The 26,893-nt window shown below is 68.5% G+C and carries 18 protein-coding genes and 1 tRNA gene; 15 read left to right on the top strand and 4 right to left on the bottom strand.

The features are described from left to right. Positions 1-319: 319 nt before the first annotated feature. The 9 genes from C1877_RS03295 to rplT all read left to right on the top strand — a co-directional run bounded on the left by C1877_RS03295 (position 320) and on the right by rplT (position 10,756). Positions 320-5,428 (top strand): autotransporter outer membrane beta-barrel domain-containing protein, encoded by a 5,109-nt coding sequence (locus C1877_RS03295; RefSeq protein WP_114568366.1) that lies wholly within the window; start codon positions 320-322, stop codon positions 5,426-5,428. Positions 5,429-5,630: 202 nt separating this feature from the next. Continuing rightward, entirely contained in the window at positions 5,631-6,101 is a 471-nt protein-coding gene (locus C1877_RS15105; protein WP_147274499.1) for a hypothetical protein, read from the top strand. A 125-nt stretch (positions 6,102-6,226) separates the two neighbouring features. Then, on the top strand, positions 6,227-6,859 hold the full coding sequence (locus C1877_RS15270) for a hypothetical protein (protein WP_181813782.1): 633 nt from the start codon (positions 6,227-6,229) through the stop codon (positions 6,857-6,859). Positions 6,860-6,882: 23 nt separating this feature from the next. After that, positions 6,883-7,152, top strand: coding sequence for a PqqD family protein (locus C1877_RS03285; RefSeq protein WP_015540219.1), 270 nt, complete (start codon positions 6,883-6,885; stop codon positions 7,150-7,152). Continuing rightward, the gene (locus C1877_RS03280) at positions 7,149-7,607 is read left to right on the top strand and encodes a S24/S26 family peptidase (RefSeq protein WP_114568365.1); all 459 of its coding nucleotides are present in this window, start codon (positions 7,149-7,151) and stop codon (positions 7,605-7,607) included. The genes C1877_RS03285 and C1877_RS03280 overlap by 4 nt, the downstream gene beginning before the upstream one ends. Continuing rightward, the gene (locus C1877_RS03275; protein ID WP_049784164.1) at positions 7,604-9,265 is read left to right on the top strand and encodes an ABC transporter ATP-binding protein; all 1,662 of its coding nucleotides are present in this window, start codon (positions 7,604-7,606) and stop codon (positions 9,263-9,265) included. The genes C1877_RS03280 and C1877_RS03275 overlap by 4 nt, the downstream gene beginning before the upstream one ends. Before the next feature lie 334 nt (positions 9,266-9,599). Then, a complete protein-coding gene (gene infC / locus C1877_RS03270; RefSeq protein ID WP_172623289.1) occupies positions 9,600-10,184 on the top strand; it encodes a translation initiation factor IF-3 in 585 nt (194 codons plus the stop codon). Continuing rightward, the gene (gene rpmI, locus C1877_RS03265; protein ID WP_015540216.1) at positions 10,184-10,381 is read left to right on the top strand and encodes a 50S ribosomal protein L35; all 198 of its coding nucleotides are present in this window, start codon (positions 10,184-10,186) and stop codon (positions 10,379-10,381) included. Before infC ends, rpmI begins: the two co-directional genes overlap by 1 nt. A 21-nt stretch (positions 10,382-10,402) precedes the next feature. After that, entirely contained in the window at positions 10,403-10,756 is a 354-nt protein-coding gene (gene rplT, locus C1877_RS03260) for a 50S ribosomal protein L20 (RefSeq protein WP_015540215.1), read from the top strand. Between the two features lie 208 nt (positions 10,757-10,964). Here rplT and C1877_RS03255 read toward each other — a convergent pair whose 3' ends face one another. Continuing rightward, a complete protein-coding gene (locus C1877_RS03255) occupies positions 10,965-11,342 on the bottom strand; it encodes a NifB/NifX family molybdenum-iron cluster-binding protein (protein WP_041240579.1) in 378 nt (125 codons plus the stop codon). Between the two features lie 100 nt (positions 11,343-11,442). Between C1877_RS03255 and C1877_RS03250 the strand changes: the two genes are divergently transcribed. From C1877_RS03250 to C1877_RS03240, 3 genes are all read left to right on the top strand, one after another. Beyond that, positions 11,443-14,538: an FAD-dependent oxidoreductase gene (locus C1877_RS03250; RefSeq protein ID WP_114568364.1), complete on the top strand. Its 3,096-nt coding sequence runs from the start codon at positions 11,443-11,445 to the stop codon at positions 14,536-14,538. Next, the gene (locus C1877_RS03245; RefSeq protein ID WP_227154118.1) at positions 14,535-14,909 is read left to right on the top strand and encodes a DUF1667 domain-containing protein; all 375 of its coding nucleotides are present in this window, start codon (positions 14,535-14,537) and stop codon (positions 14,907-14,909) included. The genes C1877_RS03250 and C1877_RS03245 overlap by 4 nt, the downstream gene beginning before the upstream one ends. A gap of 77 nt (positions 14,910-14,986) precedes the next feature. Continuing rightward, on the top strand, positions 14,987-15,241 hold the full coding sequence (locus C1877_RS03240) for a hypothetical protein (protein WP_114568547.1): 255 nt from the start codon (positions 14,987-14,989) through the stop codon (positions 15,239-15,241). A gap of 277 nt (positions 15,242-15,518) precedes the next feature. Here C1877_RS03240 and C1877_RS03235 read toward each other — a convergent pair whose 3' ends face one another. Beyond that, positions 15,519-17,117 (bottom strand): DEAD/DEAH box helicase, encoded by a 1,599-nt coding sequence (locus C1877_RS03235; protein ID WP_114568363.1) that lies wholly within the window; start codon positions 17,115-17,117, stop codon positions 15,519-15,521. Positions 17,118-17,172: 55 nt separating this feature from the next. Further along, a complete protein-coding gene (locus tag C1877_RS03230) occupies positions 17,173-18,666 on the bottom strand; it encodes a glycosyltransferase (RefSeq protein WP_114568362.1) in 1,494 nt (497 codons plus the stop codon). A gap of 327 nt (positions 18,667-18,993) precedes the next feature. Here C1877_RS03230 and C1877_RS03225 point away from each other — a divergent pair. Then, positions 18,994-19,068, top strand: a tRNA-Glu gene (locus C1877_RS03225). 187 nt (positions 19,069-19,255) lie between these two features. On the opposite strand, the gene C1877_RS03220 is transcribed toward C1877_RS03225, so the two are convergent. Next, positions 19,256-20,176: an EamA family transporter gene (locus tag C1877_RS03220; protein ID WP_227155864.1), complete on the bottom strand. Its 921-nt coding sequence runs from the start codon at positions 20,174-20,176 to the stop codon at positions 19,256-19,258. Positions 20,177-20,226: 50 nt separating this feature from the next. On the opposite strand from C1877_RS03220, the gene C1877_RS03215 reads away from it, so the two are divergent. After that, positions 20,227-23,199, top strand: a complete 2,973-nt coding sequence (locus C1877_RS03215) for a PD-(D/E)XK nuclease family protein (protein ID WP_114568360.1) — start codon at positions 20,227-20,229, stop codon at positions 23,197-23,199. Between the two features lie 3 nt (positions 23,200-23,202). Then, complete coding sequence (locus C1877_RS03210) at positions 23,203-26,850, top strand: UvrD-helicase domain-containing protein (RefSeq protein WP_114568359.1); 3,648 nt, start codon at positions 23,203-23,205, stop codon at positions 26,848-26,850. Positions 26,851-26,893: the final 43 nt, after the last annotated feature.

Genomic DNA, 26,893 nt, shown 5'->3' with positions numbered 1-26,893 from the left:
GCGGCGAGGCGGCACGCATGCGCGTGGCGCGGAGCGGCCCCGCCCCGCGCCGGACATCGCGCCGACTGCCGAACTCACATCGCGTTAGGTCTTGGTTGGGTATCTGCGGAGACGTTCCCTTCTCGCAAAGCACCGTCTTTCGGAAAAATGTGCTCGATGGGGGATATTTCTCGGCCGTTTTTATTGACGGGGGGGCGCTTTCTTTAAGCTGATCTAAGCCGTAACGTTTACGGCTTGAGCGCGATGCATGCGGGCAGGGTTTTCGCAGCAGGCGGAGAGGCATGTGCGACAACGTATCAGCACGGGGAAAGGGCAGGCCATGAGGTGGAAGAAACGGGTCAACCAATCATTAGCGATCGCACTGACTGTTGCCCTCGCCTTCGCGATGAATGTTCCAATCGCCGCTTGGGGAGAGGTGCAGGATCCGGTTTTGGACGTGCCAGGCGCCGAACCTGCCTCCCTTGCCGAGTCGACCGCCGCTCAACAGTTCGAGGCGCTGGTGGCCGAGCTTCCCGAGGCGAACGCCGTGACAGCCGAGGACGCCGATGCCGTGTCAGCTGCGCAGGCCGCCTACGATGCGCTCGCCGAAGATGAGAAGGTGCTGGTGAATGCGAGTTGTGAGAAGCTCGACGCAGTCTCAGCAGCCTTCGCAGCGCTTAGCACGCCGAAAGCCTCGGATGTCGAGACGCAAGCATTCGAGGCTATGATAGGGAGTCAAGGGTATTCGACGCTTGCTGATGCGGTAAGCGCGGCTCAATCAGGCAGCACGGTTGTTCTCCAAGGTAATGCTGCCCTCACGGAAACGCTTAATATAGACAAAGGCTTGACGATCGAAGGCAGCGGATTCACGGTGACGGCGGAAGGACTCGCGCCAGCTATACAGGTGAGCACTTCCGAGCCCGTTGTGATCAAGAACCTCACTTTGACAGGCGTGCAGCGCGGGATCAAAATGAATAACAGCGCTGTGAATCTTGCATTGACTGGCTGCACCATCAACGCTTCCCTTCGCGGCATTGACTCACCTTCTCTGGAGTATAGCGGAATTAGCCTTGTCCTTGACAACACCGCCATCAATTGCTCCGACGTTTCTGACTATGATACGCAGGTGAAGTATGACCAATCTTGTCGCGGGATATCGCTCTGGAATATCAAGGATTCGCAGGTCATCCTAAAAAATAGCAGTTCCATCAACGGATTTTCGTATTGTATAAACGTGAGTGGCGCCCAAAGCGAGAGCGGGGTGTGCGATACAACCGGCTTGAAGGTTGATGTGGTTGATTCGACCTTGCACGGATGGACGGGCTTAAATATTTGGGGCTCGTCTGCTGTGTACACCATAAAAGGATCTACGGTCAAGGGTATAAACACCAGCAGTGCTCCATCGAATTCTTTTGCTGCAATCGTCTTTAATGACGATATCTACGATCAGTTCGCCCAGGCCCATTCGGTGAATAATACGCTCACGATTGCGGATTCGACGATCACGAACTTCCAAGGGGGCTCGTGTACGGAAAATCTTCTACGTATAGACTGCGGCATCACCAAGTTGATCCTTTCTGGAGAGGTCAAGTTTGCAGACACGACAGGAAACATTGCTGCCGCGTTGCAACTCGATTCAATGGATGATCCTTATGGATTCCTGCAAAAAAATGTGCAACGCGACGGCGAAGTAAATGTTGTATGTACGGCTCCTTCGGGGGCAGAGCTTCCGTTCAGTCCGGCATATGTCGCTCATTACTACTGGCCTAATAACAACGGTGGGACAACGGGAGTCAATTGCGCTGATTTGACGGACATCTTCACTGGCAATGGGTACACCCTTTGCAACGGCGAATCGATAGACCTGTTGTCGGATGCTGCTCTCTCCCAAAATGTCGTTGTGGCGTTGAGCGAGGGTGTCGGGGAGTTCGCGCTCAATCTGAAAGGACATCGGATTACCGGGGGCACAATATCACTTCCTGCAGGCACGTCAGTAAAAACGGACGTACAGAATACTGATGTCTTTGTCGCCGCGGAAGGCTGCGAGTTAAAGGAGCGGGTCGATGACGCGGTGTACGTATACACGAGCGTCCAATCGACTGCCGTCGCCCAGATTGGCGAGGGTGAGGCTGCAAAGAAATTCGAAACTCTTCAAGCAGCCATCAACGCTGCGCAATCCGGCGACACCGTGAAGCTTTTGAGCAATGTCGATCTGGGCGATGCCCCGAGGATCGATGTGATTGACAAGGAACTTGTTCTCGATCTGGCTGGATTCACGCTGACACGGTCTGGCGGTGTGATAGCTACTTCGAACTCCGTGGTCACCGTGAAAAACGGGTCGATTGTCGGCCTGTGCTTGAATTCGACGAATGGAGCTGAATTCGTTTCCGCGATTACAGCTGGCCGAGGATCCAAGTTGACTATCGCGGCCGATGCGAAGATCTCTGGACCCTTCGGCATCGGGATTGGGGCTCTTGGAAAAACAGAGGACGCCGCCACGGCGGGAGAGGGCACTGTCATCGAGGTCTATGGGACCGTGTGCGGTACTGACGAGGCTTCCGCTCTCGAGTGGAGCGGCACAGGCGCGATCACCATTAATGGGAACGTAACGAGTCTTGCAAACCATGCCACCGTGCATGTCCGCCCCGGAGCCAAGCTTGTTGGGACGCGAGGTACCGATCAGAATATCAATTACGCTACCGGGCCAGCTATTTACGCTGCTGGTTACGGTGAGTGGATCATCGATGAAGGAGCCGCTCTCACAGGCGACGAACCATTGAGCATCAAAGCCGGCAAGTTCACTATCAACGGGGGGACGTTCACCGCTCAAGGGGAATACTGCGATCCCGTTACTGCCCATGATGGCGGAAGCGAGGCCACTGGTGCTGCTATCAGCATCACCAAGAACGGCTCGTATGCCGGACAAGTAAGCATGGAGATACTCGGAGGGACATTCGTCTCGGAAAACGGGTTCGCATTATTCGAAACAGATTCTAAAAAATACCCCGGTAGCCCCATGGCGCCGTCGTCGCCTCTGTTGAATAAGGGCGGAACGTTCAGCGGCAAGATGGGCGCCTTGTCCGTCAAGCATGCGACTGGATTCGTGCAAGGCGGCACGTTCTCGAGCGATCCTTCGGCTTATGTGGCAACAGGCTATGCAGCGACGCAAGACGGCGGCACGTGGACGGTTGCCGCATGCAGCTTCGCGGAGATGACCATCGACGGAACGGCCAAGACCTATAACGATCCGCAAGCCTTCATCGGCGATCTGATGGGTGCAGCCGGCAAGACGATCGGTATCAAGATGCTCGCCGATGTGGATGTCGACGGGTTCATCCCCGTTGCCGAAGGGCAGACCGTAACGCTCGACATGGGCGGCAAAAAACTCACGAGCTCGTATGCCGGTTCCTTCATTCGAAACAGCGGGACCCTCACTATTCAAGGCGATGGCATCATCTGTGCCACCGATATCGAGGCGCAGGGCCGTCATGCGGTGGAGAATTACGGAACGTTGATCATCGAGAACGGCACGTTCAGCAGCAACAAGAGCCGCGGCAACGCCGTGCGCAATTTTGGAACGGCTACCATTAAGGGCGGAACCTTCACGGCGTGCGACAACTTCACCAACGGTGGATACGCATATGCTGTTGCGAACGGCAGTTCTGCCTATCCGAATGCAACGATGACTGTTGAAAACGCGACGGTGCAGGGTAATATGAACGGCGCAATTGCCTGCGACGGCGGAACCCTCACCATCAAAAACGGCTCGTACACGCTGGGCGACGGCACGGCGGACAGCCTTTACAGGCTCGCTTACGTGTCGGGTAACGGCACGGTGAACATCGAGGGCGGAACGTTCGTCCGAAATGTGAAAAATAACCACGGCTTCTTCGGTGGTGGCGATGGCAATGAGGGAACGACGGAGGGCATCAACATCTCTGGCGGCACGTTCACTGATCAGGTGAACGAAGCTATCAACTTCGATTCCGGCAGAACGCGCATCTCCGGCGGCACGTTCGAGAAGGGCCTCGTATCTGGAAAGAAAGCGACCGTGACGGTCACGGGAGGCACTTTCGCTGCCGATCCTCTTAAGGACGGATTCGTGGCTGATGGCTATGTCGTCAAGCCTGGCGACAAAGGCGCGTTCGTGGTGTCCCAGGCCACCGATGCCGACAAGATCCAGGTGACCGACGAAAACGGCAATACCGTGGATGCTGTGGGCACGATGGGCGATGCAGTTGACAGGGTTGCGAAGACGGGCGGAACGCTGACCCTCATGGGCGACGCGACCGAGATTGCTCCCATTGCGGTTGAGCCCGCTGCAGGCTCGCCGTCTACGAGCGTCTCCATCGACCTCAACGGCAAGGCCCTGAACGCTTCCCTGACGATCGGCCAGAACGCCACCTGCACCATCACCGACAAGACCGGCGTTGGCACTGTCTCTGCGGCTGGCTCCAATGCTGCCGTCGAGGTGAGCGGAGCCCTCGTCGTTAACGGCGCGACGATCGTCGGCGCGGGAACGAGCGGCGTGAAGGTGAATCCCGGCGCGAGCCTCACCGTCAACGGCGGCGAGGTGCAGGCGCAGACGCAGCCGGCGACGTTCTCGTTGCCGCTGGCCGCTGCGGCCACAGCCGGGCAGTACGGCATCGAGGCGACCGGAACGCAGGATAATCCCTCCACGGTGACGATCTCCGCAGGCAAGGTGCTTGGTGCCACGGGTGCTCTTTCCGTTGGCGAAAACGTAACCACCGACATTACCGGCGGCACGTTCAGCCATAGCGTGGCATCGCTTCTCGCTTCCGGCTATGCCGAGAGCGAGGTGGGCGGCCTGTTCTACGTAGCCAAGGACGGCATGTACGAGGTTTCCGCGTACAAGGCCGATCCCGCCGATTCGGCCACGTGGGCGTATCCTGATGGCGCTCAGGGTCAGGTGTTCGCCGGCTGGTATGCGGACAGCGCTTTCCGCACGCCCTTCACGGCCGCTTCCGGTCAGGCCTACGCCAGGTTCGTGAACGTGAGCGAAACCATCACTTTCAAGGGCGGCTCGCTTCGTATGGATGGCGATCCCTCTGCGTCGACAAGCCTTCGCTTCGGCTATTCGTTCAAGATTCCCCAACAGGCGACGTATGTCAAATCTGGATGGACGTATCGCAACGCCAATCTGGGCAAAGAGGTTGATGTCCCCACCCGGGTTTGGGCGTTCAACGATACCGGCTTCTTTGATGCCAACATGGTCATCACAAACATTCCCACAAGTTCGTATGCTTGGGAAATGACAAGCCAGATGTACGTGTATTACGAAACGGCAGATGGAACAACCGTGAGGGCTGAAGAAGCGGCGCCTCAATCCCGCTCCGCACAATCCGCCGCGCAGTTCATCGTAGATTCTTCGTTTGCGCCAACCATAGAGAAGGAATATGCGCAAAAAATACTGGTAGCTATCGTTTAGCGAAAGGGTGTATGGCTATGGGCAAAGAGTACGAGAAGCCAAGTGCAGACGTGATCATTCTCGATGGGGAAGACGTGGTCACGACCTCGGGAGGAGGCTTTCCTGACACTGACATCGAGATGTAGGGTTCATCGATTGCGATTGGGAAGCGGAGATGCATTTCGCCCTGAGGTGCATCTCCAGTCATAAGGCTGGTGCCGGAATGTCCGATAAGAAACGCAAGATGATCATCGGGGGTGTTGTCGCGGCGGCTTTCGCGGCGGTGGTGGGGGTCGCTTTTGTTTGCATGGGCGCCAACAATGTTGGAGGAGGCATCCCGAAGCCCCCAATGCACGTGCATGATGAAGACGAGGCTTCAACGGGTATACACTCAGGTTCGTTGAATGAATCTGGTTCCGAGACAGTTTCGGGCTTGGATGATGCGGGGAAGACCAAAGGCTCGGATGGGTCGGAAGCATGCATCCCGTCCGAAGTTTCCTCGTCTCAACCTCTTTCAGCGGGTGAAAGCGGCGAGACGGACAACGTTGTCGACTTCGGTTCGCTCGATCCCGGTCAGGCGGATCCCTCCGGCCAAGGCGCTGCTTCCTCCGACAACAACCAAGAGCCGCCTAATTCCTCGGACAATCCAAGTGGCGACGCTCCGAGCGGCGAGCAGTGGACCGGCTACTACTAGAGGACGCGGCTGAACCGGTGCCTTCGTTCAGCATCGACTTGGCGGGGGCGTGCATTCGCGTGTCCCTGCTGCATGGGCGGGTGCGCGCGCTGTGCAGGGACTACCTTTCCGAAGGGGTCCCCGCCTTGCACGTCCGTACCACGCAGGTCGAAATCGACGCAGAGCGGGATGGGCCGCAGTGGTCGGACGACTACTTGGAAACCTTGGCGGTGTACCGCAAGATCGCCGAATGGCTGCCCTCGTGCGAGCGGATGCTCGTCCACGGGGCAGCCGTCGCGTTCCAGGGCCGGGCGCACCTGTTCTGCGCGCCCAGCGGCACGGGAAAGTCGACGCACGTGCGGCTGTGGTGCGAGCACCTGGGCAGCGCCGTCACCGTGATCAACGGGGACAAGCCCATCGTGCGTGTGCCTGCCGACGGTGGGCCGCCCATCGTCTACGGCGTGCCGTGGGCGGGCAAGGAGGGGTGGCAGACCAACACTTCGGCGCCGCTTGCGGGCATCTGCTTCCTCGGCCGCTCCCGTCCGGGGGAGAGCGTCATCCGGCGCGTTGCGCCCGAGGAATGCGTGGACGAGGCCCTGCGCCAGGCATACCTGCCGCGCGACGCGCATGCGGCGGGCCTCGCTTTAGAGCTGCTCGACGGCCTGCTGGCGCGCGTCGCGCTGTTCCGGCTTTCGTGCGACGTGTCCGAGGATGCCGTGCGGTGCAGCTTCGAGGCGCTCGCCGGGCTCTCGTACGACGACTGGACGATCACTGCGTAGGGCAGCGGGGGAAGGAGGCGCGGATGGCGCGCATCAAAGACGGCTTCGTGCTGCGGGAGGTGGCCGGGCAGGCGGTGGTCATCGCCACCGGCGAGGCGAGCGAGGGCTTCCACGGCATGGTCAAGCTCAACGGCACGGGCAAGCGAATCTGGCAGGGCCTGACCGAAGGCCGCACGGACGATGACATCGCCCGCGACCTCGCGCAGGAGTACGGCGTCAGCCCCGAACGGGCCGCCGCCGACGTGCGCGAGTTCGTGGAGCAGGTGCGGGAAGCGGGCTTCCTCGCGTCATGACCGGGCAGTTCGAAGGAGCGTTGGGCATCGAGGACGTGCTCGCGCGCGAGGGCGTGTACGTGGGCACCACGGCGGGCGTGAGCATGTGGCCCCTGCTGCGGCATCGGCGCGACACCGTCGTCGTCGAGCCGTGCGCGGGCAGGCTGCGCGTTCACGACGTGCCCCTGTACCGTCGCGGCGACGCCTACGTGCTGCACCGCATCGTGGAGGTTCGGCCCGATTCCTACGTGATCTGCGGTGACAATTGCGTGGAGAAGGAACGCGGCGTGACCGACGAGCAGATCCTCGGCGTGCTCGCGGGGCTCTACCGCGATGACCGGCCGGTGAGCCTGGACTCGCGCGCCTACCGCGCCTACGTGCGTGCGTGGTGCGCGCTCTATCCGGTGCGCCGCATATGGAAGAGGGCTCGCGCGAAGGCGGCCCGCGCCCTGCGATCCGCGAAGCGGCGCGCATGAGCGTGCGGGGGTGGATCGTGCGCGCGGCCGGTCGCACAGCGTGGCTCGTGGCGGCGCTCTGCGCGCTGCAGAGCGCGATAGCGGTGAACGGCATCGCGTTCGCCCTGCTCATGCGTCAGGCTGTCGATGCTGCGGTAACGGGGCTCCCGGAGGCTTTCCAAGGCGCGGCTGCGGCGTTCGCTGGGCTCGTGCTGCTTCAGGTGGTCCTGCGCGCCGCTAACCGATTCGTGCTGGAGCAAGCGCGCGCGTTGCTGGACAACCGCTTGCGGCGACGGGCGTTCGCGGGCGCGCTCGAGCAGGAGTATCGGGTGGCCTCCTCCTTCCACACGGGTGCCCTCATGAGCCGTATGACCTCGGACGTGGCGGTGGTCACGGAGGGCGCGACCAGCTTCGTTCCCAACCTGGTTTCCATGGGTATCCGCGTCGTGGGCGCGTTGGCGGCGATGTACGTGCTGGTGCCGACGCTCGCCCTGGTGTTCTTGGCGGCGGGGTGCGCGGCGGCGCTCCTGTCGGTGCTCTTGCGGGGTTGGCTGAAGCGTTTGCATCGCGGGATGCAGGAGGCCGAGAGCGACGTCCGCTGCTTCTTGCAGGAATGCCTGGAGAGCCTGCTGGTGGTGCGTGCGTTCGGCTGCGAGCGCAAGGTGGAGCGCGCAAGCGAGCGCGCCATGGACGAGCACGCCCGCGCGCGCATGCGCAAGGCGAACGCGTCCAACCTGTGCAACACCGGGCTTACGCTGGCCATGCAGGCGGGCTATGTGCTCGGCTTCGCCTGGTGCGGCTGGGGCATCTTGCAGGGTACGGTGAGCTATGGCACCCTCATGGCCGTCGTCCAGCTGGTGGGGCAGATCCAGTCGCCGTTCGCCAGCCTGGGCGGCACGTTTTCCAGGTACTCGTCCATGCTGGCCAGCGCCGAGCGGCTCATGGAGCTTGACGGTGCCGGCGGTGGCGGCAGGCGCGGGGCGTCGCTCGCGGATGCGGATGCGCGGGGGCTGTATGCGCGCATGGAGGTGCTGCGCTTCGACGATGTGACGTTCGGCTACGGGCGCGACCTTGTGTTGGAGGGGTTCTCGCTCGTGGTGCCGAAGGGAAGCTTCGTGGCGGTGACCGGTCCGAGCGGACAGGGCAAGAGCACGCTTGTGAAGCTGCTGTTGGGGGCGTACCCGCCCGATGCCGGCGAGGTGCGTCTCGAAGACCGCGGGGGGAGCCTTTCTGCGGCCGATGCGCCGGCGGGGCTCTTCGCCTACGTGCCGCAGGGCAACCATCTTATGTCGGGCGCCATTCGCGAGGTGGTGGGTTTCGCGGAGCGCGGGGATGCCATCGATGACGAGGCGGTGAGGGCTGCTTGCCGCGTGGCCTGCGCCGACGAGTTCGTGAGCGGACTTCCCGACGGCTACGGCACCGTTCTGGGCGAGCGCGGTGCGGGGCTTTCCGAAGGGCAGATGCAGCGGCTGGCTGTGGCGCGGGCGGTGTACTCCGGCGCGCCCGTGCTGCTGCTCGACGAGGCAACTTCGGCGATCGATGCGGCCACGGAGCGTCGCATGCTGGAGAATCTGAGGGCCCTTCCCGGCCGGACGGCCATTGTGGTGACGCATCGGGCGGAGACTCTCGCCCTCTGCGATGACGTCGTGGAGATGGAGGAGGTGCAGCATGGATGCTGACAATGCTGGGATCGAGGCGCAGGTCGGAGGGGGACGGCGTGCTTCGGGGCTCTACCTGGCGCACCTCGTGGACTGCGCCCTGCATGGTGCACGCCCAAGGCTTCCGTGGCAACTTTTATGGGAGAATTAACCCCTTGCATCTTCTGCTTCCCGTGCTACAATAGGCAGGCTGTTTACACAAGCGAGGGGAAACCCTCCACCTGATTCGGCGCTTCGGCTGCTGATGGGTCGCTCGAATACGGGGCCGCACGCGGCCCGGTCATGAGAATCGAACCCGTCGCTTTCCGGAGCGGCGGGTTTTTCATTGAAGCGCGCAAGCGCGGAAGAATGGGAGGTGAGCGCGATAGCTGCTCAAGAGCCTCGGCTCAACGAAGAAATCACCGTCCGGGAATGCCGTCTGATCGGCTTCGACGGCGAGCAGATGGGCATTTACGTCACGGCGGAGGCCCAGCGCGTCGCGGACAACCAGGGGCTCGATCTCGTGGAGATCGCCCCGAACGCCGAACCGCCCGTGTGCCGCATCATGGACTACGGGAAGTTCAAGTACGACCAGGCCATCAAGGCCAAGCAGGCCCGCAAGAACCAGAGCAAGGTCGAGACGAAGGAAATGAAGTTCCGGCCGAAGATCGACGTGGGCGACTACACGACGAAGAAGAAGCACGTCATGCGCTTCCTCGACGCCGGCAACAAGGTGAAGATCACCATCATGTTCCGCGGGCGCGAGATGGCGCACCCGGAGCTGGGCCTCACCATCCTGGAGCGCCTGGCCGACGACCTGAAGGACGAGGCGGTCATCGAGAACCAGCCGAAGATGGAAGGCCGCAACATGCACATGCTCATCGCCCCCCTGCCCGCAGCGGTGGCGGCGAAGAAGAAAAAGGAAAACGAGAAGAAGGAAGCTGAAGGGAAGGACGAGTAATGCCCAAGATGAAGACCCATCGCGGCACCGCGAAGCGTTTCCGCGTCACCGGTTCCGGCAAGATCATGCGCTCGAAGGCCTACAAGAGCCACATCATGACCAAGAAGAGCCAGAAGCGCAAGCGCAACTTCCGCCACGAAACCGAAGTGTCCAAGGCCGATCAGAAGACCGTCGCGCGCGGTCTCGGCCTTCGCTAGAGAAGGAACAGGTGATAGAACATGGCTCGTGTCAAGCGTGCAGTCAGCGCCCATAAGAAGCGTCGTACCGTCCTCAACCGCGCCAAGGGCTACTACGGCGCGAAGTCCCGTTCCTACCGTGCCGCGAAGGAGCAGGTGCAGCACTCCCTCCAGTACATGTACCGCGACCGCCGCAACAAGAAGCGCGAGATCCGCCGCCTGTGGATCACCCGCATCAACGCGGCCGCCCGTATCAACGGCATGAGCTACTCGGTGCTCATGAACGGCCTCAAGAAGGCCGGCGTGCAGCTGGACCGCAAGGTGCTGTCCGACATGGCCGTCAACGACCCCGCGGCGTTCACCGCCATCACCGAGGTCGCCAAGAAGGCCCTGTAGCCGCACACGCCCCGACGGCCTGCCGGCCGTCGGAACCGGCTCGGCGCTGCGAACATGCGGCGCTACCGCAAGAAGGCCCCGCACTGCGGGGCCTTCTTGCGCTTTTGGGGAGAACGGGAGGTTTCGGGTGTGACAAAGGCGGGTGTGACAAAGGGACGGGGATAATGTCACGCCGTGGCCTGCGGGCCCCGCGGAGGGAGCGGGCGCCTTACGCTTCGGCGAGATCCCGGTCGTGGCCATCCTCGTGCTCCCAGCCATCCAGATGGCACAGCTCGTCCACGCCGGTGAGCGTGCGGGTGAGGTAGGCCTGCACCACTTCGCGTGCGCTTCCGTGCGCGCCGGCTATCACCTCGACGCCTGCGTGGCAGAACACGTTCGCCACATCGTAGTCGATGGCGCCCACGATGAGCGTGTCCACGCCCATCTCCACGAGCAGCGCCACGAGCTTGGGGGCGGCCAAGCCGGGATTCGGCAGGTTCTGGCATTCCACGATGATGCCCCGCTCGACCCGGTAACACATGTAGCTGGCGCATTGCCTGAAACGGGGAGCAACTTCCAAGCCTTCGCTGGCTACTGCGATCCTCATGAGCACCCTTTCCATTCGATTGACACCCTTACGATAGCGTGTTTGCCCGATTGCGTGTCCACCCTTTCGCCCAGCGGGGAAAAATAGTAAGCTGAACGACATGGATACCTTTGAAGAACCTGCCTATGACGTCATCGTGGTAGGAGCGGGCGTGGCCGGCGCAGCCTGTGCGCGCGAGCTGTCCCGCTACCGTCTTGACGTAGCCGTGCTCGAGGCCGGCAACGACGTGGCCTGCGGGGCGACCCGCGCGAACTCCGGCATCGTGCATGCCGGCTACGATCCGGTGCCCGGCACGCTCAAGGCGCGCTACAACCGGGAGGGCTCGCGGCTCTTCGCGCAGTGGGCCGACGAGCTGGGCTTCGCCTACCGGCGCAACGGCTCGCTCGTGCTGGCGTTCACCGACGAGGAGCTGGCGAGCGTCCGCGCGCTCGTGGCGCGGGCGGCGGACAACGGCGTGGAGGGCGTGCGCGAGCTGGACGCCGCCGCGGTGCGCGCGCTGGAGCCGGCCGTCGCCCCGTCCGTGAGGGGCGCGCTGCTGGCCGGCACCGGCGCTATCTGCGATCCGTACGAGGTCGCGCTCGCCTGCCTGGAGCAGGCGGCCGAGCACGGTGCCTGCCTGCGCTTCGGCGAGCGGGTGGTGGGCATCGGGCGGCTGGGGCAGGACGGAGGCGGCGGGCGCGGCCAGGGTGCGCGCTACCTCGTGACGACGGCGGCGGGCACCCGCCTTGCCTGCCGGGCCGTGGTGAATGCGGCGGGCGTGCATGCCGACGAGCTGAACAATCTGGTGAGCGCCTACAAGCTGCGCATCGTGCCGCGGAGGGGCGAGTACCTGCTCTACGACACCGACCAGGGGGCCGCGTTCTCCCACACCGTTTTCCAGGCGCCCTCGCGGGCGGGCAAGGGCGTGCTCGTGACGCCCACCGTGCACGGCAACCTGCTGGTGGGGCCGAATGCGGTGGAGCAGGGGAGCAAGGAAGACGTGTCCACGAGCGCCGAGGGGCTCGCGTTCGTGCTGGAGGCGGCGCGGCGGACGTGGCCGGAGGCGGGCACACGCGGCGTCATCGCGAACTTCGCGGGGCTGCGCGCCTCGTGCGCGGAGGGCGATTTCGTCATCGGCCAGCCGGACGATGCGCCGGGCTTCTTCAACGTGGCCTGCTTCGATTCGCCGGGCCTTACCTCGGCGCCCGCCGTGGCCGTGGACGTGGCCGCCGGCGTGGCCGAGCTGCTGGGGGCGCCCCTGCGGCGGGACTTCGAGCCGCGCCGACGGCGCGCCGTGCCGTTCTCCCAGATGAGCGAGGAAGAGCGTGCCCAGGCCATCGCGGCCGACCCGCGTGCCGGGCACGTGGTGTGCCGCTGCTGCCAGGTGACGGAGGCCGAGGTCGTGGCGGCGCTGCGCGGGCCGGTGCCGGTGCTCTCGCTCGATGCGCTCAAGTGGCGCACGCGCGCCACGATGGGACGGTGCCATGGCGGGTTCTGCTCGCTCGAGATCGCGAGGATCGTTGCGCGCGAGACGGGCACGGCTCCCGACGCCCTGGACAAGCGGCTGCCGGGCTCGCCGCTCGTGGCAACGGCGCGGCCGGACTATGCCGCGCTGGCGCGGATCGAGGACGAAGAGGGGCCCGCAGCCGACGCGCATGCGCCGTCGGGCGCGGCGGGCTGCGGCGCCCGCGCGGCCGAGCCGCTTGCCGATGCCCCTTCTGCGGCGGGCTCCCTCTACGACGTGGTCGTGGTGGGCGGGGGCGCGGCGGGCATGGCCGCAGCGCGCGCCGCAGCCGATGCCGGCGCGTGCCGGGTGCTTTTGGTGGACCGCGAGGCGAAGCTGGGCGGCATCCTGAAGCAGTGCGTGCACAACGGATTCGGCCTGCACCGCTTCGGCGAGGAGCTCACCGGGCCGGAGTACGCCGCGCGCGAGGCCGCGTCGCTCGAAGGACCATCGGCCTCCGTTGGCGGAGGGCCCGGCGGGCAGGACGCGCCCGGCGCCCCGGCCTGCGTGGAAGTGCTGCGCGGCACGTCGGTGCTTTCGGTGGACGCGGCGCGCGCCGCCGCCGGGGAGCTTGCGGTGCATGCGGTGAGCGGGGCGGGGGCCCACGTGCTGCGCGCCCGCGCCGTCGTGCTGGCCACGGGCTCGCGCGAGCGCGGCGCCGGCGCGCTCAACCTTGCCGGCAGCCGCCCGTCGGGCGTGTTCTCGGCCGGCAGCGCGCAGAACTTCATGAACCTGCAGGGATGCCTGCCGGGCCGGCGCGCCGTCATCCTGGGCTCGGGCGATATCGGGCTTATCATGGCGCGCCGCCTGGCGTCGCAGGGCGCCCAGGTGGAGGGGGTTTACGAGCTGATGCCGCACCCTTCGGGCCTGCGCCGCAACATCGTGCAGTGCCTGGACGACTTCGGCATCCCGCTGCATCTCGGCCGCACGGTGGTGCGGCTGGAGGGCGCGGGCCGGCTGGAGGCCGTGCACATCGCCCAGGTCGATCCCGCCACGCTCAAGCCCGTGCCGGGCACCGAGGGGCGCGTGGCCTGCGACACGCTGCTGCTGTCCGTGGGCCTTATCCCCGAGAACGAGGTGGCGAAGACGGCCGGCGCGGCGCTCGACGCGGTGACGGGCGGCCCGCGGGTCGACAACCGGTTGGCCACGGGCGTGCCGGGGCTCTTCGCCTGCGGGAACGCGCTGCACGTGCACGACTTGGTGGACCACGCGTCCGCCGAGGGCGAGGTGGCCGGCGCGGCTGCGGCGGCCTATGCGCGCCGCATTGCCCTCGGCGGGCACGCTGCGGCCGAGAGCGCGCACGGCGATGCGTCGCCGGCTGCCGCTGCGACGGCCGTTCCCGTGCTGCCGGACGAGGGGGTGCGCTACGTGGTTCCCCAGTCCATCGACCCGGCCACGGGCGCCGACGAGCGCGTGACGCTGTCGCTGCGCGTGTCGCGCGCTCTGCGCGAGCCGCGCTTCCTCGTGGAGGGCGTGGCCCCTGACAGGTCGGTGCGCACGGTGAAGAAGGCCAAGACCATGGTGGCGGTGCCGGCCGAGATGGTGCAGATCAAGCTATCGGGCGCCGACGTCGCGGGCCTCTCCTCGCTGCACGTGCGGGTGGAGGGGCGCCCGGACGGCGCGGCGCCGGCAGCTGCGGCGCGCACGGCGGCCCCGCAGGCCGCACCAGGCGTCGGCGGGCGGCCCGATGTGGCGGGAGGGGGAGCGGAATGATGCAGCTTGCCACCGAGATAACCACGTTCACCTGCATCTGCTGTCCTTTGGGATGCCAGCTGGAGGCAGCGTTCGACGAGCGGGGCGGCGTGGCCGAGGTGTCCGGCAACACGTGCGGGCGCGGCGCGGAGTACGCAAAGCGCGAGGCGACGGCGCCCGAGCGCATGGTGACGGCCGTGCTGCCCGTGGAGGGCTGCCTGGAGCCCGTGAGCGTGAAGACGGCGTCCCCCGTGCCGAAGGCCCGGGTGGCCGACGTGCTGGCCGCCTGCCTGTCCGCGCACCTGGCGGCACCGGTCGCGGCGGGCGACGTCGTCGTGGCCGACGCATGCGGCACCGGCGTGGACGTCGTCGCCACGAAGAGCGTACCATAGCGGGGAGGATCGCGAAGGGCTGCCCGGCGCGAGGGTGCCGGCAGGCGAGGCGAGGTCGAAGGGGCAAGGTGGCCGCCATGGCGGACGAGGACGTGCAGGAACAGCAGGAGGAAGGGCGCGGCGTCCGCATCGCGGGGACGGCCATCGTGGCCGTGGGTGTGGTCGTGCTGATATTCGCCGCCGCTGCGGCGGCGTTCTTCCTGCTGGCCGAGCTGCTGCAGGGGGAGTGGCTCCTTGCCGGCAGCGCGCTCGTCGTGCTGGCGGGCCTCGTGTGGCTGGCCAACCGCCTGGTCCGCGTCGCCGCCAACCAGAACAAGGACCCGCTGGGGTAAGGCCCGCCGGGTCGTTCTCCTCGCCATCAGCCGGCCGAGATCGCGCGTGTCGTGCGGGCCGATCCGGCGCATCGGTTCATCCCCGAGGTTGATCTCATGCGCCGGATCGGCCGCCTTCGGGCGCACTATCCCGGCCGGCTGACGAGGGTGCGCGGTTCCCTCCAGCTGACGAGGGCGCGCAGCCCCCGCCAGTTGACGGAGAGCATGCTGCCGCGGCCGGCTTGACGACAAGCGCCTTCCTCCGGCCGGTGTGACGCTTTCCGCAGCCCCCGGACCCCTAACGCTGCTTCCCGCGGCGCTTTGCCACGTCGGCGCGGTGGGCGCGGCCGGGCCGCAGGTCGGCTCCGCCGCGGGCGGGCTTCGCCGCCGACGATCCCTTCGCCGCCTGCTGCTTCGGCTGGGCGGGGCGGCCAGAGGCCCCCTGCGCGGGCTTCCTCGCCGAGGGCTGCGCCTTCGGCTGGCCCTTGCCTGCCTTCGCCGTAGCGCCTGCGGCCGGCTTCTTCGGGCCTTTCTGGGCGGGACGCTGGCGGTTCGGTTGGGCGCCCGCAACGCCGGCCGGCTTCTTCGCCGCGCGTTTCTTGCCGCCCTGCCCGCGTCCGCCGGCATCCTGCGCCCCTTCGGCGGCGGCCTCGCGGGCGCGCTCCTTCTTGCGCTCGCGCTTCGCCATCTCTCGCGCTGCCTGGGCTATCTCGGGGTCGGTGCGCGCGGCTTTGCGCGTGGCGTGGGCGGCGGCCTCGGCCAGCGCCTCCTGCTCGTCGAAGGTGGCTATCTCCATCTCGGGGATCTCGCGCTTGATGAGCTTCTGGATGTCGCGCAGCGCGTCCTCGGTCTCCGGGCTCACGAACGAGATGGCCCATCCCTCCTCGCCGGCGCGACCCGTGCGGCCGATGCGGTGTACGTAGTCCTCGGGCACGGTGGGCAGGTCGTAGTTGATCACATGGTCCACGCTCTCCACGTCGATGCCGCGTGCCAGCACGTCGGTGGCCACGAGCACGTCGGTGGTGCCGCCCATGAAGTTGTCGAGCGCGCGGCGACGCTGGTTTTGGCTGCGGTCGGAGTGGATGGCCTCGGCCGTGTAGCCCGCCTTCTTCAGGCGCCGGCACGTGGCGTCGGCGCGGCTGCGGGTGCGCGTGAACACGATGACACGCTCGTGCCCCTTCTCGGCGAGCACGGCCTTCAGCAGGGCCGGCTTGAGCGTCTGCGGCGCGCGGACGATGAACTGCTCCACCGTGTCGGCCGTCTCGCCCTTGTGCGCGATCTCCACCATGGCCGGGTCGTGCAAAAGCTTCCCCACGCTGCCCATGATGGAGCGGTCGATGGTGGCCGAGAACAAAAGCGTCTGCCGGCTGGCGGGCGTCGCCCCGATGATCTTGCGCATGGAGGGCAGAAAGCCCATGTCCAGCATGCGGTCGGCCTCGTCCAGCACGAGCACCTCCACGTCGCCCAGGCGCGCGGCCCCCTGGTCCATGAGGTCCACGAGGCGCCCGGGCGTGGCGATGAGCACGTCGATGCCGTGCTTGAGCTTCTGGATCTGCGGCTCGTAGGACAGGCCGCCCACCACGGTGGCTATGCGGTGGTGGGTGGACACGGCCACGGCGGCGCACACCTCGCCGATCTGCTGCGCCAGCTCGCGCGTGGGCGTGACCACCAGCATGAGCGGCCCTTGGCCTCCCTTCGCGTGCCCGAGGCCGTCGAGCGCGGGCAGCGAGAACGCGGCCGTCTTGCCCGTGCCGGTCTTGGCGGCCGCGATGAGGTCGCGGCCCTCCAGCACCAGCGGGATGGCCTGCTCCTGCACGGGGGTGGGCATTTCATAGCCCAGACGCGCCACGGCGTCGAGGACTTCCGGGGACAGCCCCAGCTCGTTGAATTCTGCCATAGGTATCGCTTGCGTTCCTTTCGATGGTCTCGCGCGCGGCGTCGGGCCGGGCGCGTCAGCGCGTGTGCGCAGGCTTCCCGCCCCAGTAGAAGCGCAGGAAGTGCTTCCTTCGCTGCGGGTCGTCGGCGCTCTTGGGGTACGCGGTCAGCTCCAGCGTGGCGCGCGCGACGTCGCGCGCGGCGTCCGGGTGGCGCAGGAAGCTGCCGTTGATCAACATGGAGCGGATGCTCTCCGGGTTCTTCTCGATGTGGCGCAGCGCGTCCAGCAGCTCGCGGGACGTGGTCACGTGCATGGCCGCGCCGAGCGAGGTGAGCATCCGCACGTTCACCTTCTCCTGGCCGTATGCGCGGCCCAGCAGGATCATGGGAACCTGCGCGCACAGGCATTCCGTGACCACGAGGCCGCCGGACTTGCAGATGATCACGTCGCTGGCCGCCATGAGCGCCGCCATGTCCTCCACGTAGTCGAGCACGCTCACGTTGGCAAGTCCCAGATCGGCGCATTCCTGCCGCAGGTGGCGGGCGTAATCGGCGTCGTTGCCGGCCACGATGACGAAGTGCATGTCCGAAAGCGCGTGCAGGTAGGGCAGCAGCTTGTCGAGCGCGTCGCGGAAGTGCACGTAGGGGCGCGGCAGCTGCGCGCCGGCCAGCGCCAGCACCACGGTCTTGTCCTGCGGCAGGCCCAGGCGCTCGCGCGTCTCCCGCTGGTCGTAGGTGCGGCGGAAATCCTCGCGCGTGGGGATGCCTGTGATGCGGATGCCCTCCTCGGGCACGCGGCGGGGGCGCAGCGTCTCGGCCATGGACTCGTTCGCCACGCAGAACAGGTCGGTGCAGCGGTGCGGCCAGAGGCCCTCGGTCTCGTAGTCGGTGGGCACGCTCACGATGGGGAACTCCAGGCCCGAGAGCATGCGCGCGCCCACGGCCACGTTCGCCGCCGTGATGTGGGTGCACACGATGGCCAGCGGGCGCACCTCGCGCACGTGCTCGGTGAAAGCGGGGTACATGATGCGCGACCAGGCGGTGCCGCCGGCCCACAAAAGGCGGCCGGTGAGCGTGAAGCGCCAGGTGAGATCGTAGATAGGGCGCGTGGCTCCCGTGAAGAGCGATGCGGCGTGGTCGCCGTCGAACACGATGCGGCCCCAGTCCAGGATGTCGATGACCTCGACTTCCAGGTCCTCGGGGACGGAGACGCCGGCAAGCGCGTCATGCGGCGCATCGGGACGGGACGCGCCGTCTGCGGCATCTCCGATACCGGCTCGGGCGGCCGCCGCCTCGTCCCTCAGCAGCTCGAAGGCCTGGGCCACGGCCATGGCCGCGCTGCGATGGCCCGAGCCCACGGACGCATGCATGACGATGACGCGCGGCTTGGGCGGCGCGGCCGCCGCCTCGTCGCCCGCGGGCTCCGCGGCTTCCGCCAATGCGGGCGCGGCGGCCGGCGTGTCGGCTGCATCGGAAGGCCTCGCGTCCCCGACAGACCCCGCGGGGGGCTCCTCGGCGGGGTCGGGGCGATCGATTGGGGGTTGCGGCCGAGCCGCCTTGTCGTTGTCCATGCCTCCATCATACCGCAACGCCCCCGCTTGCGGGCGATTTCCCGGTCCGCCGGCACCCGGATTCACGGAACGAGTGGAACCCTTCCGAAGGCGGATCGCCCGATGGTTACGGATTCGTGACGGACGGCGAACGGGAAGGTGCGCGCCCGGCCGTCCGGTAAACTGGTCGCTGGCGGCACTCCGGCGCACGGGAACTCGGAAGGCACCACCGTGCGCCGGGAGCGCCATCAGCGCTCGGTGCTTCGATGCCTGAAAAATTCACCCTTGCATTGCCGCGCGGGCTTTGCAATAATGTTCAGGCTGTTTTCCTTGGCGGAAAACGCCTTCGTCCCCATAGTCTAGAGGTCAGGACGCGGCCCTTTCAAGGCTGAGACACGGGTTCGATTCCCGTTGGGGGCACCACCCTTGCAACCCGGCTACCCTCGTGGAGTCGGGTTTTCTGTTTCATGCGAAGGATTGGCAACCGGCGGCTCGTCTGAATGCCTTGGGGAGCTCGGCATCTTTCATGCGGAACTGGCCGCCGGGGGGGGGGCATTGCCTCATGCAATGCTTGGACGCCCGCGAAAGCCGCCGGTGCTCCCATGCTCTGTTATCGGGCATCTTCCGGAACGCCGGTCTTGGCGGGGAGCAGGTTCGGCAGCTGGGACACCACCACGCCGGCCAGGATGACGACGACGCCTGCGGCCTGCAGGGTGCTCACGGGCTCGCCCAGCACGAACACCGAGATGAGGATGCCGCAGGGCAGCTCCGAAGACGCCATGATGGTGGACAGGCCGGTAGGCAGGTGCGGGGTGCCGATGCCGAACAGCACCACAGGGATGAGCAGGCCGAACGCACCCAGCACGAGGCCGTACTTCCAGATGCCCGCCTGCAGTGCGCCGCTGGCGAAGTAGCCAGGGCACACGGCGAAGCCGAGGATGCACGCGCCCAGGCACACGAACAGGCCGCGTTGGATGGGCGGCAGGTCCACGCCGATGCGCCCCGACAGGAACATGAACAGCGCCGTGCTCACGGCCGAGAGCAGCCCGCACGCCACGCCGAGGGGGTCCATGGCGCCCGCCTCCTCCGAGAACAGCCCGCTGGCGAGCAGTGTGCCGCCCAGGATGATGGCGGCCGCCGCGAGCTCGGCCGTGTTCGGGCGGCGGCGCGTGACGACGATCTGGATGACCACGCCGATCCAGGTGAACTGGAACAAGAGCGTGATGGCCACGGCCACGGACAGCTTCGTGAGCGCGAAGTTGTACAGCACGCAGGTGGTGCACGTGGTCAGGCCGAGTCCCAGCAGGCGCAGCACGCCGCGCGGGGAGAGGCGCACGGGACGCTTGCCCGCAAGCGCCAGCACCGCCAGCGCCACGGCGAACAGGAGCGTGCCGAACAGCGGCTGGCTCGCCGCGACCTGCGTCCATTGGAAGCCGTCCGCGAGCGCGAACTTCACCGTGGTGGCCATGACGCCGTAGCTGGCGCCGCCCGCGAACACGAGGGCCGAGTATTTCAAGATGTTCTTCTGCATGGGCGCCATTCTAGCGCATTCCCCGCGCGGTGCACGGTTACAATAGCGCCATGCCTTACCGAACCATCACAGCCGAAAACGCCGCCGCGGCCCTGGGCGCCGCCGTGGCCTGCGCCCGCGACCTTGCGGACGGCGGGGCCGTGCCCGCGGTGCTGGTGCCCTCGCTGCCCGCCGTCGCGCGCCTGCGCCGCGCGCTCGCGGACGGCGGCGGCGCGCTCGGCGTGCGGGCGGCGACGTTCTCCTCGTGGATCGCGGACCGCTGGGAGCTCTTCGGCGACGGGCGCCGGCTCGTGTCCGCGGCGGAGCGCACGCTGCTCGTGCGGCGCGCTATCGGCGAGGCTGCGGAGGGGGGCGCGGCATCGGACGGCGCATTGGCGGATGCGGGAGCCTACGCGGCCGGGCGGGGGATCTCGCCGGCCGCCTTGGAGGCGACGCCGGGGACGGTCGACCTCGTGGCGGGCCTCGCGCGCGAGGCGCTTCCCTGGCTCGTGGAGGCAGGCCCGTCGGACGGGGCGAGCCTAAGCGACGGCGAGCGGGCCGTCGTGGCGGCGCTCGCGCGCTATGCCGCGGGGCTGCGCGCGGCCGGGCTCTGCGAGTTCTCCGAGGTGGTGCGGGCGCTCTCCGAAACGCTTCCCGCGTCTCCGGTCGTGACGCTGGGATTCGACGAGCCGGGCTGCGCCCTCGGCCGCATGCTGGACGCGCTGTCGGAGCGCGCCGACGTCGTGCGCGTCGACGACGCCTGCTGCGCGCCCGACGGCGCCCCCGGGCGCAACGGCGAGCTGCAATCCCTGCTGGGGCGCCTGTTCGCGCCCGTCGACGGCGCGGCCGTGGAGCCGACGGGGGTCGTGCGCTTCCTGCTGCCGGCCGGCCGCTACGCCGCACCCGCGCTCGTGGCGCGCACCTTGGCCGACGCCGTGCTCGCGGAGCGCGCCGCGGCCCGCCGGGAGGGCCGCGCGCCGCTCTGCGTGTGCGCGGCCTGCCGCGAGCCGGCTGCCCTGTTCGCCGAGACGGCCGACTTCCTGGCCCGCCGCGGCGTGGACGCCGCCGTGTCGGCGCGCATGCCGTTCGCGCAGACCGGCTTCGGCCGGGCGTTCCTGGCGCTCGCGGAGTTCGCCTGGGGTTCCGGGCCCTGCGCGGCGAAGGCCGCCGACTTCGTGCTCAGCCCGTTCTCGGGCGTGCCGCAGCGCGCGGCCTGGGCGCTCGACGCCGCTTGGCGCGGCGACCGCACGGCCGGACGCGCCCGCATCGAGGCCGACCTGCGCGCGGCGAGCGAGGTGCTGGACGCGGCGCTGCCGGCGCTTGGGCGCGATGACGCGGACGCAGCGCTCGCGGTGCTGGAGGAGCGCTTGCGCCGCATGGGCGGCCTGGACGAGGCGTACCGCGCCGAGCAGCTGGCCGCCATCGCCTGCGCGCGGCGCTTCGCGGCCGCCTGCGCCCGGGCGGGGGAGCCGCTGGCGGGCGTGCTGGAGCTGCTCGCGCGCCAGCCGGTGTCGTCGGGTGCGCGGGAGGGGGCCGTGGAAGGCGCGGCGCCGGATGCCCCCCGCGAGCCCTCCGTGCTGTTCATGGGCCTGGCCGACGCCGCCGAGCGGCCGCCGTGCTCGTGCGCGGTGCTCGTGCTGTGCGACCTGGAGGCGAGCTCGTATCCGGTGCGCCCTGCCGAGGACGCTGCGACGCTTATCTTGGAGAAGCGGGGGCTTGCTGCGTGCGGCGACGCGCTGGCGACCTCGCGCCGCCGCTTCTTCCGGGCGCTGTCGTGCGCGCGCGACGCGGTGGTGTGCGAGCGCGTGCTGAGCACGGTGGACGCGGACGAGGCCTACCCGGCCGTCATGTACGAGGAGCTGATCGACTGCTACCGTCCCGACCCCACGCGCACGGACGACCTCGACCGTGCGACGGGGCTGCCCCAGGTGCTCGTGCCCTTCGCCGAGCGCGCGGGCGAGGACGCCCTGCATGCGAACCTGGCGCCGGGCGACGACGCGTCCGACGCGGAGGCGTGGGAGGTACCCGCGAGCGGGGACGTGTCGCCTGCCGCGCGCGGGCGCGTCGTGCTGCCGCGCACGGGCGGGCCGGCTCCCTGCGGCCGCCCGGCGGCGCCCGTCCTGTCGCCCTCGGCCATCGAGAGCTACCTCGAGTGTCCCTGCAAGTGGTTCTCGCTGCGGCGCCTGCGCCTGTCCGCGCCCGACGCGGGCTTCGGCCCGCTGGAGATGGGCAGCTTCTCCCATGGCGTGCTGAAGAGCTTCTACGAGCACTTCATCGAGACGGGCAACGCGAAGGTGGCGCCGGGCAACCTGGAGGAGGCGCGCGCCCTCATGCGCGAGACGTTCGCCCGCCACCTGGCGTTCCAGCCCGAGCTCAAGCGCAAGGCCAACCCGCTTCTGCCCCTCACGGCCTTCGAGCGTGCCGAGGCGCACGGCCTGGAGCGCCGGCTCGTGTCCTACCTCGACCGCGAGGCGGCGCTCTTGCCCGGATTCTCCCCGGCCTTCTTCGAGCTCGACTTCGGCACGAGGGAGCCGTTCGCGTACGGGGGCTTCGAGCTGCGGGGCAGCGTCGACCGCATCGACGTGAACGGACGTGGCCAGGCCGTGGTCATCGACTACAAGGGGTCGCTCTCGCCCGACTACGCGCTGTCCTCGGCATCGCCGGCGGCCACCGCCGGCGGGGCGATGCTGCCGCACAAGGTGCAGGCGCTCGTGTACGCGCAGGCGGCCCGCCGCCTGCTGGGGCTGGAGGTCGTGGGGGCGCTCTACGTGTCGTACGGACGGGACGGGCGCGTCGCCGGCGCCTTCGACCGCACCGCCCTCGGCGCGGCCGACGTGCCGGGCATCGACGCCGGGGCCTGCGGCGTGCCGGGGCCGGCCGCCGAGGCGGTGGGCGCCGGCTCGTTCGCCGAGCTGGCGGACAAGGTGGAGGAGGGCATTTCCCAGGCGGCCCGCAGCATGGCCGCGGGGCACGTGTCCCCCGACCCGCGCGGGGCCGACCCGTGCGGCTTCTGCCCTGTGCTCGCCTGCGAGAGGAGGCGGTAGCCCATGAACCTGGATTCCTGCACGCCCGGCCAGCGCGAGAGCGTGAGGCGCGTGGAAGGCCCGCTGCTCGTGTCCGCCGGGGCGGGCTCGGGCAAGACGTTCACGCTCACGCAGCGCATCGCCTACGCCCTCTTGCCCGAGAGCGGGCCGGCGGCGGGCGGTATCGACGAGGTGCTGGCCATCACGTTCACCGAGAAGGCGGCCGCCGAGATCAAGGCCCGCGTCAAGCGCACGCTGCGCGCCGAGGGCATGTGCGAGGAGGCCCTGAAGGTGGATGCCGCCTGGATATCCACCATCCACGGCATGTGCGCGCGCATCCTGCGGACGCACGCGCTGGAGCTGGGGCTGGACCCGGCGTTCGGCATCGTGGGCGACGCGGAGCGCGCCGACCTCGTGGCCGCGAGCATCGACGAGGCGCTCGGCGCCGACAACGACATCATCGAGCGCGGGTCGTACGGGGCGCTGTTCGACGAGTTCCCCGCGCGATCGGCGCTGCCCTCGGCGCCCTCGGTGGCGTCGATGCTGCAGGCGCTGCTCGACAAGGCCGTGGGCCTGCGGGGCGGCTTGGACGCCGTGGGGCTGGGGCCGGAGCCGCCGGCCGCGACGGTGCTCGCGCGCGAGCTGCTGCTGGCGTACGAGGACGTGGCGGGCGCGCTCGAGCAGGGCGGCAAGAGCGCCGCGGCCGAGCGGGCGCGGGCGCAGGCGGCCGATGCCGCAGGGGCGCTCTCGGCGTTCGTCGCCGGGCGCCCGGACGCCGGTTTGCGCGACCTCGCGGCCGTGGTGGACGGGTGCGCGTTTTTGCCGAAGACGTTCGGCGGTCCCGACGTGAAGGAGCGGGTGGCGGCGTACCAGGAGGTCCACGCGCACGTGTGCCGCAGCCTGGCGCTGGGGCTGGCCTGGCCGCGCATGGCCGAGCTCATGGCGCTCGCGCGCGACGTGGCGGGCCGCTACGAGGGCAAGAAGCGCGCCCTGTGCAAGCTGGACAACGACGATTTGCTGGTGAGGACGCTGGCGGCCTTCGAGGAGCACCCGGACGTGGCCGGCCGCTACGCTGACCGCTTCAAGCTGGTCATGGTGGACGAGTTCCAGGACACGAGCCAGCTGCAGATCGACCTGGTGGCCCACCTGGCCGGGCCGGGGCTTGCGCGCCTGTGCACCGTGGGCGACGCGCAGCAGTCCATCTACCGCTTCCGCGGGGCCGACGTGAACGTGTACGAGGCCCACAAGCGCACGATGCGCTCGGACGAGGTGGGCGCGCTCTACGTGGAGCTTGCGAAGAACTTCCGCAGCCACGCCGACGTGCTCGCGTTCGTGGACCGCGTGTTCGAGCAGCCCCACGTGTTCGGCGACGGCTTCATGTCGCTCGAGCCGCACGAGGGGCGCCCGTCGACGTACCGCGGCGACGGGCCGCGCATCGACCTCGTGCTGGCCGAGCGCCCCGCCGGGCGCGGAACCGGCGTGGGGGTCGATGACGCGAAGGCCGCCTGCGCCCGCGCCATCGCCCGGCGGTTCGCCGCATTGCGGGCGTGCGGGCACGCGCCGGGCGACATGGTGGTGCTGCTGGGCAAGATGTCGCGCGCCGAGACGTACGCCCAGGCGCTGCGCGACGAGGGCTTCGAGTGCGCCGTCACGGGAGGGTCGCTGTTCGCCGCCGCCCCCGAGGTGCGCGTGGTGGCCCGGTTCGTGGAGGCGCTGGCGAACCCGGCGAACACGGCGGCGCTGTTCGAGGTGCTCACGAGCGACCTGGTGCGCCTCTCGGCCGACGACCTGCTGGAGCTGGCGACCGAGCAGGACGACGAGACGGGCGAGCTGCGCCGCCGCGACCTGGACAAGGGGTTCGCCCGCCTGGCCGAGCGGACCGAGGAGCTGCCCCCGCGCCTGGCCCACGCCGTGCGCCTGCTCGCCCGCGCCCAGCGCGACGCGCGCACCTGCCCGCTCTCGCGCGTCGTGCGCGACGCCGTCGTGCGCTCGGGCTGGATGGCGCGGCTCGAGGGCCAGGGCGCCGCGGGCCTGGCGCGCGCTGCCAACGTGCTCAAGGCCGTGCGCCTCATCGAGCAGCTGGAAGGCGAGCGCGGCCTGGGCCTGGCGAGCGCGGCGCGCGCGTTCGCGGCCGAGCTGGCGACGGGGATGAAGGAGGCGCCGGGCGCGCTCTCGGGCAGCGGCGGCGACGTGGTGAAGATCATGACGATCCATGCGTCGAAGGGCCTCGAGTTCCCCATCGTGGCCGTGGCGGACTTCGCCGGCCCGGCGCTGCCGCCGGGCAAGCTCGTGGTGGAGACGTGCGGCGCGGCCGCACATGCCTCGCTCGCGGCGGGCGGTTCGCTGGACGCCTTCCCGGGCGTGGCGAAGCGCGCGGGCGCCGGCGGCTTCGAGGACGAGGAGGACGCCGACCTCGCCGCCGCGCGGCGTGTGCTGGAGGGCGCCCCCGCGTGCGACGGCCGGGGCGCGCCGGCATGCACCCAGGACGCCTACCGCGCGGCCCTGCGCGGGCGCGCGGCGGCCGAGGAGCTGGCCGAGGCGCGCCGCAAGCTGTACGTGGGGCTCACCCGGGCGAGCGAGGCGCTGGTCGTGGCCATGGACGCGAAGGCGCCCGCGGCCGGCAAGCCCCCTGCGTACCCGGCGCTCGTGGACGACGTGCGCAGCGCGCTCTGCGGCGCGGCCGACTTCCCGGAGGGCGAGGCCCTGCTGGAGTACGGCGGCAGCGCGCCCGCGCGCTTCGAGCGCATCGTCGTGCAGGCGGCGGGCGCCGTGCTCGCCGGTGCCGGTCCCGATGCGCAGGCGGAAGGGCCGTCCTGCGGCTCCGGTGCGTCGTGCGCGCCGTTCTTTGTGCCGCGCATGGCCGGTTTCGAGCCCCTTCCGCGCCGTCCCTGGCGACCGGCCGACGAGGGCGCTTTCTCTTACTCGTCCATAGCCCCCGCGTACGCATCCGCCCCCGGCGAAGTGCCGGCGGCCGTCGTGGAGACGGGTGCCGATGCGCCGTCCTCGGCCGGCCTCGCCGTCGCGCCGCCGCCGATGCCCGGGGGCGAAGGGGAGGAGGCGTACCCGAAGGCCGACGCGGACAAGGCCACGGCGCTCGGCAGCGCGTTCCACCGCGCCGCCCAGTTCGCCATCGAGGCGGGCTCGCCCCCCGACGGCGCGCGCATCGCGGCCATCGCCGACGCCCTCGCGCTCTCGCCGGCCCAGCGCAGGCGGCTCGCCGGCGCCTGCGAGCGCTGGTTCGGCAGCGTCGCCTGCGCGGAAACCCATGCTTGGGAGCTGCGCCGCGCCGAGGTGCCCTTCGTCGTGGCGTTGGACGGCGCGCTCATGGAGGGCGAGATCGACCTTTTGTGCACGCATGGCGCCGAACCGGGCGGCGCGGCGCTCGCCATCGACTACAAGACGGGCGGCTCGGCCTCCGAGACCCCCGCGCAGCTGCACGGAAAGCACCTGCTGCAGGCCCAATGCTATGCCTATGCGCTGTTGTCGCAGGGCTTCGACGAGGTGGAGCTGCGCTTCGTGCGCGTCGAGCGCCCCGAACCCCCGCACGAGGACGGCACCGCGGCGGCGGCCGGCCCCGGCGAGCCCCAGGCCGTGTCGTACCGCTTCGCCCGGCCCGACCTCGAAGACCTACGGGGCGCCGTCGCGCAGGCCCGTCGCGCCGCCCGGGCCTGAACGCGGCTGGGCATCCTCCCTCCGCGTCCAGACGCCCGATCGT

This window comes from Gordonibacter pamelaeae (assembly GCF_003340385.1).
GTDB lineage: Bacteria > Actinomycetota > Coriobacteriia > Coriobacteriales > Eggerthellaceae > Gordonibacter > Gordonibacter pamelaeae.
Note: the sequence above shows the minus strand (reverse complement) of the source record. Positions and strands in the feature narration are given on the sequence as shown.